The organism is Stenotrophomonas sp. 22692 (assembly GCF_052045015.1).
GTDB lineage: Bacteria > Pseudomonadota > Gammaproteobacteria > Xanthomonadales > Xanthomonadaceae > Stenotrophomonas > Stenotrophomonas geniculata.
In genome coordinates, this window is sequence record NZ_JBQEMR010000001.1 from 498,723 (window position 1) to 510,883 (window position 12,161).

11 protein-coding genes are annotated in these 12,161 nt (G+C 65.4%); all 11 read left to right on the forward strand.

All coding sequences use genetic code 11. The features are described from left to right. Positions 1–269 precede the first annotated feature (269 nt). The 11 genes from ACTJJM_RS02245 to ACTJJM_RS02295 all read left to right on the forward strand — a co-directional run bounded on the left by ACTJJM_RS02245 (position 270) and on the right by ACTJJM_RS02295 (position 11,766). The gene (locus ACTJJM_RS02245) at positions 270–1,505 is read left to right on the forward strand and encodes a flagellin (protein WP_071306153.1); all 1,236 of its coding nucleotides are present in this window, start codon (positions 270–272) and stop codon (positions 1,503–1,505) included. A 72-nt stretch (positions 1,506–1,577) separates the two neighbouring features. Beyond that, positions 1,578–2,819, forward strand: a complete 1,242-nt coding sequence (locus tag ACTJJM_RS02250; RefSeq protein ID WP_099560466.1) for a flagellin — start codon at positions 1,578–1,580, stop codon at positions 2,817–2,819. Positions 2,820–2,905: 86 nt separating this feature from the next. After that, positions 2,906–4,147: a flagellin gene (locus tag ACTJJM_RS02255; RefSeq protein WP_099560465.1), complete on the forward strand. Its 1,242-nt coding sequence runs from the start codon at positions 2,906–2,908 to the stop codon at positions 4,145–4,147. A 439-nt stretch (positions 4,148–4,586) separates the two neighbouring features. Next, a complete protein-coding gene (fliD, locus tag ACTJJM_RS02260; RefSeq protein WP_010485908.1) occupies positions 4,587–6,005 on the forward strand; it encodes a flagellar filament capping protein FliD in 1,419 nt (472 codons plus the stop codon). A 128-nt stretch (positions 6,006–6,133) separates the two neighbouring features. Then, complete coding sequence (gene fliS / locus ACTJJM_RS02265; RefSeq protein WP_005409561.1) at positions 6,134–6,550, forward strand: flagellar export chaperone FliS; 417 nt, start codon at positions 6,134–6,136, stop codon at positions 6,548–6,550. Then, positions 6,547–6,840 carry a hypothetical protein gene (locus ACTJJM_RS02270; RefSeq protein ID WP_010485909.1) on the forward strand — a complete coding sequence of 98 codons (294 nt, stop codon included), beginning with the start codon at positions 6,547–6,549 and terminating at the stop codon, positions 6,838–6,840. Before fliS ends, ACTJJM_RS02270 begins: the two co-directional genes overlap by 4 nt. Next, positions 6,837–7,415, forward strand: coding sequence for a PilZ domain-containing protein (locus ACTJJM_RS02275; protein ID WP_010485910.1), 579 nt, complete (start codon positions 6,837–6,839; stop codon positions 7,413–7,415). The genes ACTJJM_RS02270 and ACTJJM_RS02275 overlap by 4 nt, the downstream gene beginning before the upstream one ends. 91 nt (positions 7,416–7,506) lie before the next feature. Further along, positions 7,507–8,139 (forward strand): response regulator, encoded by a 633-nt coding sequence (locus ACTJJM_RS02280; protein ID WP_010485918.1) that lies wholly within the window; start codon positions 7,507–7,509, stop codon positions 8,137–8,139. 323 nt (positions 8,140–8,462) lie between these two features. Then, the gene (gene rpoN / locus ACTJJM_RS02285) at positions 8,463–9,872 is read left to right on the forward strand and encodes an RNA polymerase factor sigma-54 (protein WP_312384680.1); all 1,410 of its coding nucleotides are present in this window, start codon (positions 8,463–8,465) and stop codon (positions 9,870–9,872) included. 14 nt (positions 9,873–9,886) lie between these two features. Beyond that, positions 9,887–10,264 (forward strand): response regulator, encoded by a 378-nt coding sequence (locus ACTJJM_RS02290; protein ID WP_010485922.1) that lies wholly within the window; start codon positions 9,887–9,889, stop codon positions 10,262–10,264. Continuing rightward, complete coding sequence (locus ACTJJM_RS02295; protein ID WP_440865109.1) at positions 10,261–11,766, forward strand: sigma-54 dependent transcriptional regulator; 1,506 nt, start codon at positions 10,261–10,263, stop codon at positions 11,764–11,766. The genes ACTJJM_RS02290 and ACTJJM_RS02295 overlap by 4 nt, the downstream gene beginning before the upstream one ends. Positions 11,767–12,161: the final 395 nt, after the last annotated feature.

Genomic DNA, 12,161 nt, shown 5'->3' on the forward strand with positions numbered 1-12,161 from the left:
CCCGGCTGGCCCCCGCCGATACCTTCATCAGCGCTGGCTGGGCTTGCCCAGCCGCCCCTTCCGGGGTCGCCTTCACGCCCCTCCAGGGCTGGAAAACCCCGGGAAAACAGCCTCCGGCAACGAATTACGGCTTCAGCGGAATTCACGGCTAAAGGTTGTTGACAAAGCGCCGTTATTCATTTGGCAACAACGAAGCACACAGCCACACAAAAAACAGGCGGCGCTTCGTTTCATTCACCAACGGGTTCCATATAAGAGGAGACGACCCCATGGCACAGGTAATCAACACCAATACGATGTCGCTCAACGCTCAGCGTAACCTGAGCACCAGCGGCAACTCGCTGGCCACCACCATCCAGCGCCTCTCGTCCGGCCTGCGCATCAACAGCGCGAAGGACGACGCCGCCGGTCTGGCGATCTCGGAGCGCTTCAGCACCCAGATCCGCGGCCTGGACGTGGCCATCCGCAATGCCAACGACGGTATCTCGCTGGCCCAGGTCGCCGAAGGCTCGCTGAGCGAAGTCGGCAACAACCTGCAGCGCATCCGCGAACTGGCCGTGCAGGCCTCCAACGCCACCAATTCCAGCAGCGACCGCAAGGCCCTGCAGGCCGAAGTGACCCAGCTGGTCAGCGAAATCGACCGCGTCGCCAAGCAGAGCGACTTCAACGGCACCAAGCTGCTGGACGGCTCGTTCACCAGCCAGCTGTTCCAGGTCGGCGCCAATGCGGGCCAGGCCATTGCGATCAACAGCGTGGTGGATGCAAAGGCTGAATCGCTGGGGGCAGCAAGCTTCCTCGATGCCGGCAAGATCGCCTTCACTGCAACCGATGTGGAAGATGCAAAGGGTACGCTGAGCGGCCTGAAGGTCGGCAATGTATCCCTGGGCGAGATCAAGTTCGACTATACCCCCCGCGCTGTGGCCGGCACCCCGGAGCCGGCCGTCGACAACGCCAACATGGAGCGCGCGGCCAAGGCCGTCGCCGCAGCCATCAACAACAAGCTGGGCGAAACCGGGTTGCACGCTACAGTAGCCACTGCAGCCAATGGCGCAGTCATTCCGGGCGAGGTCGCGCTCACCGCCGTCAAGGCGGATGGAAACGCGACTGACATCACTGTGACCAAGCCGCCGGTGGCTCCGGCCACGACCCCGGTTGCAATGAACACGGTTGGCCCCGCAGCCAGCCCGGTCCATGTCGCCGACATCAAGATTGACACGGTCGCGGGTGCCCAGCAGGCGCTCTCAATCGTCGACAAGGCTCTGGAATCAGTCAACAGCGTGCGCGCCGACCTCGGCGCGATCCAGAACCGCTTCACCTCGGTGGTGGCCAACCTGCAGACCTCCTCGGAGAACCTGTCCGCCTCGCGCAGCCGCATCCGCGATACCGACTTCGCCAAGGAAACCGCCGAACTGACCCGCACCCAGATCCTGCAGCAGGCCGGTACGGCCATGCTGGCCCAGGCCAACCAGGTACCGCAGAACGTGCTCAGCCTGTTGCAGCGCTGACATGAGCCGCCCCCGGGGCACGTCGGGGGCGTCTAACCCAACTCACGTGCAACCGCTCAAGGACCTCTCCTCATGGCACAAGTCATCAACACCAACACGATGTCGTTGAATGCTCAGCGTAACCTGAGCACCAGCGGCAGCTCGCTGGCCACCACCATCCAGCGCCTGTCCTCCGGTTCGCGCATCAACAGCGCCAAGGACGACGCCGCTGGCCTGGCGATCTCCGAGCGCTTCGGCACGCAGATCCGCGGTACCGACGTCGCCATCCGCAATGCCAACGACGGGATCTCGCTGGCCCAGGTCGCCGAAGGTTCGTTGACCGAGATTGGCAACAACCTGCAGCGTATCCGCGAACTGTCGGTGCAGTCGGCTAACGCCACCAACTCCGCCAGTGACCGCAAGGCCCTGCAGGCCGAAGTGACCCAGCTAGTCAGCGAAATCGACCGCGTGGCCAAGCAGTCCGAGTTCAATGGCACCAAGCTGCTGGACGGCTCGTTCTCCAGCCAGCTGTTCCAGGTTGGCGCCAACGCAGGTCAGGCCATCGCCATCGACAAGGTCGTCGATGCAACGACTGCGAACCTCGGCCCGGCCACGTTCCAGAGTGCCAAGCTCGCGAATGCGGCAGCCAACACCACTGCACGCACCCAGATCGGCGGCACCATCAGCGTCGTCGGAGCAGATGACAAGGTGCATGCCATCAAGATCGACAATGTCGAGTTCGCCGCTAGTACATCGGCGGCAGATAAGAACAAGGCATTGGCGTCGGCGATCAACGCCAAGCTCGGCGAAACCGGCATCATGGCCGAGCTCAATACCGATGCCAGTGAGCTGACGCTGCATCAGGTGAAGAACGGTGGCGCGCTGATCGCCTCGACCGCTACTCCGGATACGACTGTCGCGGGCACCGTCGCTCTGTCAGTCAAGGCATGGGACGACACTGCAGGCGACTGGGGCACCGCCGCAGCGACCAATACGATCGCCGCCGTAACCACCGAAAGCAAGAACATTGCCGATCTTGATATCAGCACCGTCGCCGGTGCTCAGAAGGCAATGTCGATGGTCGACGAAGCACTGGGCGCAATCAACAGCACCCGCGCTGACCTCGGTGCGATCCAGAACCGCTTCACCTCGGTCGTCGCCAACCTGCAAACCTCGACGGAAAACCTGTCAGCCTCGCGTAGCCGCATCAAGGATACCGATTTCGCCAAGGAAACCGCCGAGCTGACCCGCACGCAGATCCTGCAGCAGGCCGGTACGGCCATGCTGGCCCAGGCCAACCAGGTGCCGCAGGGCGTGCTCAGCCTGCTGCGCTGATCTGCACCTTGATCGACCGCCGGGCGGCGGCTGAGCTGCCGCCCGGTTCCTGAAACACGTTCCACCTTCGCCAAAGGAAAAGCACCATGGCACAAGTCATCAACACCAATACGATGTCGTTGAATGCTCAGCGCAACCTGAGCACCAGCGGCAGCTCGCTGGCCACCACCATCCAGCGCCTGTCCTCCGGTTCACGCATCAACAGCGCCAAGGACGATGCCGCTGGCCTGGCGATCTCCGAGCGCTTCGGCACCCAGATCCGCGGTACCGACGTCGCCATCCGCAATGCCAACGACGGCATTTCGCTGGCCCAGGTCGCCGAAGGCTCTCTGACGGAGATCGGCAACAACCTGCAGCGCATCCGCGAACTTTCGGTGCAGTCGTCCAACGCCACCAACTCCGCCAGCGACCGCAAGGCGCTGCAGGCCGAAGTGACCCAGTTGGTCAGCGAAATCGACCGTGTCGCCAAGCAGTCTGAGTTCAATGGCACCAAGCTGCTGGACGGTTCGTTCTCCAGCCAACTGTTCCAGGTTGGCGCAAATGCAGGTCAAGCCATCGCCATCGACAAGGTGGTGGACGCAAAGTCCAACTCGATCGGCGCCACGACCTTCGACAGCGCTTCGCTGACCCTGACCGCCGGCACTGCAACGACAGCTGGTGCAGAAGCCACCATCAAGGGCCCCACCCTCACTGGTGGCAGCATCCCGGCGGGTGGTATTGCCATCGGCGACGTGAAGTTCACCGCCACCGGCGACGCAGCCAAGGACCTTGCCGCCGCCAATACCGCGATGGTGTCAGCGATCAACGCAAAGATCGGTGAAACCGGCATCTATGCAGAATTGAAGGCTGGCGATCCTACCGCCACTCCGGCGACGGCTGATTCCATCACCCTGACCTCGGTCAAGGAAAGCGTAGACAGCGATGGCAAGTTCAGCGCAATCAAGGCTGCGGTAACCACCGGCGGCAACTTCACCACCAGCGCGATCGCTGGCACTGCTACCGCCCCGGCTGCGAAGGTCCTGGCCGACGTTGATATCAGCACCGTCACCGGCGCACAGCAGGCGATGGAAGTGGTCGACAAGGCCCTGGGTGCGATCAACAGCACCCGCGCCGACCTCGGCGCGATCCAGAACCGCTTCACCTCGGTCGTCGCCAATCTGCAGACCTCGACGGAAAACCTGTCGGCCTCGCGTAGCCGCATTAAGGATACCGATTTCGCCAAGGAAACCGCCGAACTGACCCGCACCCAGATCCTGCAGCAGGCCGGTACGGCCATGCTGGCCCAGGCCAACCAGGTGCCGCAGGGCGTGCTCAGCCTGCTGCGCTGATCCACGGCAAGAAGGTGCTGCTACCGTCGGTTAGTCCCGACGGTAGCAGCAACCCGGAAGTCACGGTGCACGAAGGCGCGGGCCATGCCCGGCCCGGGATCACTCCCGAACCGGCTTGGCATCGCCCGCTCCTGCGGACCTCTCTTTCAGCGCTGTACCTTTGACTGTACGTACCGGGCGGCTTCGTCTCCCCCCGATTGTCAGTAGCCTGATCCCTCCCCTGCATTGGGGGAGGGCTTTTTGCAGACTCCCGGCAGCCTGCGGTGAACCTACCCGCCCCCTGCCCCATCCCTCCTGCAACCTGCGTGCCAGAACCTGCGCCAGACGACTGGCACGGCACGTGCATCAACGAAGTCCTCAAGACCCAGCGGCGCAGGCCGCTATTTTCGTTGACGACGGGCCAGCGCCTAGCGGCCAGGCCCGATACCAGGAGAATCACATGGCAAGCTTTGGATACGGTGGCATCGGCTCGGGCCTGAACATTTCAGACATCGTCAGCCAGCTGGTGGCGGCCGACCGCAAGCCCGCCGACAACGCGCTGAACCTGCAGCAGTCCAAGGCCAAGATGCAGCTGTCGTCAATCGGCACCGTCACCTCGGCCTTTGACAAGCTGAAGACCGCATTGACCGCACTGAAGGCCACGACAGCCTTCGACACCCGCACAGTAACCGCCACCGGCAAGGCCGGACCTAACAATGCCGACGACGTGCTGTCGGCATCGGTGGCACTGTACGACCAGGGTTTGACCAAGGCGGCAGCCGCCAACGGCACGCACCAGGTGGAGGTGAAATCCCTCGCCACGGCACACAAGCTGATTGCCAACGCCTCGGTGCCCAAGACCGACACCTTCGGCGCCGGAACCTTGACGCTGACCGTTGGTGTGGGCGACAAGGCAAAGACGATGAAGGTCGAGGTGGAGGCCGGCGACACGCTCACCACCGTGCGCAACAAGATCGACGCCGCAGGCCGCAAGGAAGGCGTGCAGGCGACCCTGATCGCTTCGGGCGACAACCAGTACCTGTCGATCGCCCAGGAGAAGACCGGCGCCGCCAATGCGATCAAACTCGAATACGGCGGCAGCGACCCGAAGTTGAGCGCACTGGTTGGCAGCCTTCAGGAGAACACCGCGGCAGCGGATGCCGAGCTGACCATTGATGGCGTCACGGTAATCAGCGACAGCAACACCGTGACCGATGCCGTACCAGGCCTGACCCTGAACCTAAAGGTCAAGGGCAAGAGCACGGTCGTGATCAGTACCGACACCACTGCAGCCACCAAGGTGATGCAGGACTTCGTCAAGGCCTACAACGATGCGATCGCCGCCATCAATACCGAGACCAAGTACGACGCCAAGACCAAGGAAGCGGCGACGCTGACCGGCGATGCGCAGATGCGCGGCGCATCCAGTCAGCTGCGTTCGATGATGGGCGCTGTACTGAAGGACCTGTCCGCGGATGGATTGGATCCGAAGAAGCTCGGCCTGCAGACCCGTGGCTATCCCAATGCCGACGGTAGCCTGGTGCTGGACGCGACCAAGTTCGCAGCGGCGCTTGCCAGCCAGCCGGAGAAGATCCGCTCGGCGATCACCGGTGATACCGGCGGCGCCGGCAAGCTCTACACGATGGTCGACGGTTACGTCAGTACGACCACGGGCAAGGAGGGCGCCTTCGTCGCCCGTACCAAGGGCCTGAACACCACGCTGGACAACATCGACAAGCGACGCAAGGACCTGGATGTCCGCATGAAGAACGTCGAGGAACGCTACAAGAAGCAGTTCCTGGCGCTGGACAGCCTGATGGGCAAACTGCAGCAGAGCAACACCGCACTGCAGCAGCAGCTGGCACAGCTGAACCGCTAAAGGACTGCGTGCGACGCTCAAGTTTGACGTGTAACGCACCGATAACGGACGCAACAGCAATCATCGCCGCGCCGTCGGCAACGGTCCCCACGATCGCCCGACGGCACCCCGCGCAAGGAGAATCACGAATGTACGGTTCCAGCCGTCAATATGCCGAGCAGTACCGCCAGGTGGGAGTGACCAGTGCGGTCGCCGATGCCGATCCGCACAAGCTGGTGGCGATGCTGCTGGCCGGCGCGCTGGAGCGCGTGCGGCGTGCCCTGGCCAGCCTCGAGCGTGGCGATCAGGCCGGCAAGGGCAAGGCGATCGGCGAGGTCTGCGCGATCGTCGGCCACCTCAACGGCTCGCTGGATCATGAAGCCGGCGGCGAGATCGCCGGAAATCTGTCGGCATTGTATGACTATGTACTGCAGCGCCTGACCGAGGCCAATCTGCACAACGACCGCGCCGCGCTGGACGAGTCGCTGCAGCTGCTGGGCGAGATCGACAGCGCCTGGAATGCGATCCCGCAGGAACAGCGCCGCCCGGCCGCGGTGGCGCCATGAGCCTGCATGAACTGCACGCCCAGCTGGACGCCTTCGAGAAGGCCCTGGGCGAAGAGTCTCTCGACCAGGCCGACAGCCTGCTCGACGGTCACGACAGCACGCTGCATGCGCTGCTCAGCCAGCCACTGACCGCCGCCGACCACGCCCCGCTGACCGCATTGTTCGAACGCCAGCAGAACCTGCTTGGCCTGCTGCGCCAGCGCCGTGATGCCGTCGCCGCGCTGATGAACGACGGCCAGCGCTCGCTTCGCGCGGCACATGCCTACCTGCAGGCAGAATCGCTGGCATGACCCAATTGCCGACCACGTCGCTGCACCATCCGGCCGAAAGCGAGCTGTTCGACGAAACGCTCAGCTGCGAGCTGGCGCTGCCGGCAGAGTTCCAGGCAGGCAGCGCCGCTGGTCGTACCAGCAGTGCCGAAGGCCTGCTGCGCAGCCTGGCCCTGGTCGAGGACAGCCGCGTCGACGAGCACGACGACCGCAATGAGTCCAGCCTGCAGCTGCAGCGGCTGGAAGCCAAGCTGGATCTGGCCATGGTGCTGCTCGGCCGTCTGGTACGCCAGCAGGGCCAGGAACTGACCCTGCGCCCCGTGCGCTGGTCACGCCGCGGCATCCGCCTGCAGCTGGGCCCGCGTAGCGGCGCCAGCCCCGGACAGGCTGGCCTGGTGCGCCTGCAGCCCAGCGACTGGCTGCCCGACCATATCGACCTGCCGGTGGAAGTGATCGCCGAAGCGGCGGACGGTGGCGGTGGTCACTACCTGTGGCTGCGTTTCCAGCGTCTTGGCGATGGCCTGGAGATGGCGATGGAGCGGCATCTGTTCCGCCTGCATCGCCGCCAGGTGGCCGAAGCACGCCGCGCCCGTTGAAACCTGCCACCATGGCGGCGGATGGACAAGCCTTGGCGCGCCCGTTCAGCTAAGTTAAGGTGGACTCCCCTCACGGACCTCCAACGTGCCTGTGCGAGTTCTCATCGTCGACGATCACACCCTGGTCCGCGCCGGCCTGGCGCGGCTGCTGCAGGGGTTTGCCGACGTGCAGCTCGTCGCTGAGGCCAGCAATGCCGAGCAGGCACTGCAGCTGGCCCTGCAGCACGCCCCGGACGTGGTCCTGATGGACCTGTCACTCCCCGGCCGCACCGGCCTGGAAGCCCTCAGTGACATCCGCCTGCGCGCTCCCGGCACGCGGGTGGTGATGATGACCATGCACGACGACGCCGCGCACGTGCGCGATGCACTCGATCGCGGCGCGGTCGGGTTCCTGGTCAAGGATGCGGCGCCGCAGGAGCTGGAACTGGCGCTGCGTGCCGCGCACGCCGGACAGGTGTTCCTGAGCCCGCAGATCTCCGCCAAGATGCTGGCACCGATGCTCGGTCGCGAGAAACCTACCGGCATCGCCGCACTGTCGCCGCGCCAGCGCGAGATCCTGCGCCGCATCGGCAAGGGTGAGAGCAACAAGGAGATCGCCGCCGACCTCGGCATCAGCGTCAAGACGGTGGAGACCCACCGCGCACGCATGATGGAATCGCTCGGCTGCCGCCGCGCCAACGATCTGCTGCTGCTGGCCGCGCGCCACCAGCACGAGCTGGAGTGATTGCCTGCGAATGGGATCAGATCCCTTTCCGCAGGAAAGGGATCTGACCCCTGCCCGGCACTGCACCGGCGACGAATTCCCGTCACCCTGACACGCTCCGACAGGAACCCGTACACGGCGCAGCCCGGTCAACCCGGCAACCACACAGAAAATCAGCAACTTAGGCGCGATCATCGTCAACATTCCGCGCCGATGTAGGGAATACCCCTACATCCTGTCAGGACATTCACGAAGCCCCTCAGGAACCCCCTGATTCCGCCCCCGCCGGATCAAAAGCAAGATGCGTTCCACAAGGCGCCGGGGAGCGGTGCCGGGGAACCACGATGAAGGCTGCACTCTCGACCCAGCTGGGCCAACAACTTCACCTTACCCCGCAGTTGCTGCAGTCGATCCGGCTGCTGCAGCTCGATGGGCTGCACCTGGAACAGGAGATCCAGCGCCTGCTGGACTCCAATCCGTTGCTGGAGATCGATGAGGCCGAAGCGCCCGCAGCCGATGCCACCGAGGCCAGCGCCACGACGATCGACACCGCCGCCTTCGACGAGCTGCCGGAGTCTTCGATGTGGGACGTGGCCGGCGCCAGCTGGCAGGACGGCGACGACGACCGTATGGCGCGCATCGCCGCCGGCGAATCGACCGACCCGCAGCTGCGTGTGCTTCAGCGCCTGTCGCTGGACATGGACGACCGCGAACTGGCGGTGGCCGCGTTCTGGCTCGATCACTGCGACGAGGCCGGCTACCTGCAGGCACCGCTGGACCAGCTGCAGTTGCTTGCCAGCGCCCAGTTCGATATCGCCGCCAACGGCGTCGAGGCCATCCGCCAGCAGCTGCTGCACGGCGAGCCCGCCGGCATGGCTGCGCAGGACCTGCGTGAAGGCCTGCAGGCGCAGCTGCGCAGCCTGCATGGCGCGGTTCCCGCCCGCCATCTGGCCACCCGCATTCTCCACGGCGCACTCGAAGCACTGGCCGCACACGACTACCCCGCCCTCGCCCGCCTGCACGACGCCGAGATCGACGACGTGCGCGAAGCCGTGCGCCTGATCCTGTCGCTGCAGCCGCGCCCGGGTGACAGCCTGCTGCCCGAACGCAATGCCGTGGTGGTACCGGACGTGGTCGCCTGGCACGCCGACGGCCAGTGGAAAGTCGCCCTCAACCCGGCCACCAGCCGCCGGGTCTCGATCAACAGCCAGTACGAACAGGCCTTGGCCGAGACCAGCGAGGCCGCACCGGCACTGCGCGAAATGCTGCAGGAAGCGCGCTGGTTCAGCCGCGGCCTGTCGATGCGCTACGACACCCTGCTGCGCACCGCGCGGGTGATCGTCGAGCGCCAGGCCGCGTTCCTGGTGCGTGGTGAAGAGGCCATGGCGCCGCTGACCCTGAAGGAAGTGGCCGAGGAAATCGGCATGCACGAGTCCACCGTCTCGCGCATCACCACCGGCAAGTTCCTGCAGACCCCGCGCGGCACCTTCGAACTGAAGCACTTCTTCGCCGTGCGCTTGGAAGGCGCCAGCGTTTCCGGCCAGGCCGTGAAGGCCATGGTCCGCCGCCTGATCGACGCCGAACCGGCCGGCCGCCCGCTGGCCGACGAGGCCATCGCCGGCCTGCTGTCGCGCCAGGGGGTGAACATTGCCCGCCGAACCGTCGCAAAATACCGAGAACAACTGGACATCGCCCCGGCCCGCGAACGGCGCCGGCTTGGCGCCAGGCAACCGCAGCTGGCCCGGGTGGGCTGAAAAGGATGTTGGACATGAACAAGCTCACGGTCCTGTTGGTCGATGACCACGAGGGCTTCATCAATGCGGCGATGCGCCATTTCCGCAAGATCGACTGGCTGCAGATCGTCGGCAGCGCCGGCAATGGCCTGGAAGCGATCGAGCGTTCGGAAACGCTGCGCCCGCAGGTCGTATTGATGGATCTGGCCATGCCGGAGATGGGTGGCCTGCAGGCCACCCGCCTGATCAAGTCGCAGGACGATGCACCGTACATCGTGATCGCCAGCCACTTCGACGACGCCGAGCACCGCGAGCACGCGCTGCGCGCCGGCGCCGACAATTTCGTCAGCAAGCTGTCCTACATCCAGGAAGTCATGCCGATCCTGGAAGGCCTCAGGGAGGATCGATCGTGAGCGAATCGCGCATCCTGGTGCTGGACAACGACGCCGTGCGCGCAGAGCGCACCGTTGCCCTGCTGGAATTCATGGACTTCAACCCGCGCTGGGTGTCCGACGCGGCCGACTTCGACCTGAGTCGCCAGCGCCAGAACGATTGGATGGCGGTGATCGTCGGCAGCCTGGACGACAACGCCGCCAGCACCGCACTCTACAACTGGCTGGGTGGCAGCAGCCTGCCGCCGCCGGTGCTGCTGGCCGATGGTGACGGGGTAACGTTTGCCCGCCAGCACGGCCTGCACGAAGCCAACATCTGGCCGCTGGAAACGCCGCTGCGCCATGCGCAGATGGAAGCCCTGCTGCGCCGCGCCAGCCTCAAGCGCCTGGACGCCGAGCACCAGGCCGGTGCCGCGCAGGATCAAGGCCCGACCGGCAACGGCCCGGCGGTGACTGCGTTGCGCACCATGATCGAGCAGGTCGCTGCGTTCGATACCACCGTACTGGTGCTGGGCGAATCCGGTACCGGCAAGGAAGTCGTGTCGCGTGCGATCCACCAGCGCTCGCCGCGCCGTGATGGCCCGTTCGTGGCGATCAACTGCGGCGCCATTCCGCCGGACCTGCTGGAAAGCGAACTGTTCGGCCACGAAAAGGGTGCGTTCACCGGCGCACTGACCGCCCGCAAGGGGCGTTTCGAAATGGCCGAGGGCGGCACCCTGCTGCTCGACGAAATCGGCGACATGAGCCTGCCGATGCAGGTAAAGCTGCTGCGCGTGCTGCAGGAACGCAGCTTCGAGCGCGTCGGCGGCAACCAGACCATCCGCTGCAACGTGCGCGTCGTGGCCGCGACCCACCGCGATCTGGAAACGCGCATCGCCGAAGGCAAGTTCCGCGAGGATCTGTTCTATCGCCTCAACGTGTTCCCGATCGACGTGCCCGCCCTGCGCGAGCGTCGCGAAGACCTGCCGGCGCTGGTGGAAACCATCGCCGCACAGTTGGCGCGCACCGGTCGTGGCGAAGTGCGCTTCACCCCGGAAGCCCTGCAGGCCCTGGCCGGCTACGAATGGCCGGGCAATGTGCGCGAACTGACCAACCTGGTCGAGCGCCTGGCGGTGCTGCATCCGGGCGGTTCAGTACGCGTGCAGGACCTGCCGGCCCGCTACCGTGGCGACACCGCACTGGCGGCGGTGGCTGCACCGACACCGGCAGCTACGGTTGCCAACGAAGAACGCCTGGACCTGCGCAGCTTCTCGTTCCACACCCCAGGCAGCGGCAACCAGCCGGCACTGGAGCACGGCATCGCCGTCAATCGCCCGGCGGCACCGGCGGCGCTGCCGGACGAAGGCATGGACCTGCGCAACCACATGGCCAACATCGAACTGGGCCTGATCAACGAAGCTCTGGAACGCACCCAGGGCGTGGTCGCCCACGCCGCCCAGCTGCTCGGCCTGCGCCGCACCACCCTGGTGGAAAAGCTGCGCAAGTACGGCATCGAGCGCGAGCAGGCCGAACTCGCCGGCTGAAGCGCGCTACCAGCATGAAGGGGGCACGAACGCCTGGGCTTGCCCGGGCGTTCGTGTTTCCAGAACCCGGGGTCGGAGCCCTGCGCATCTACAGCGCCGGAACGTCGGCCGCTGGACACCGCAGCCGTAGGCCAGAAAACCGACGCCGGTTAAATGGCGCGTCACAGCCAAGAAACGCGCCATCTATCTATCCATGCCGTGGATCAAGCGTGTCGACCAAGGTCGACACCCACCAGGAGCAGCATGCCGACCAATGGTCGGCACCTACCAACAGCAGCGGCCAACTGTCGGAGGCTGGGTGGGTCTGGTTGCGGGGGTGTCCGCGGCATGGATGCCGCGGCCAAGCCCCCAGGGAAGGGTTTACGGCGTCCCCCGCAACCGGACCCACCCCGCCA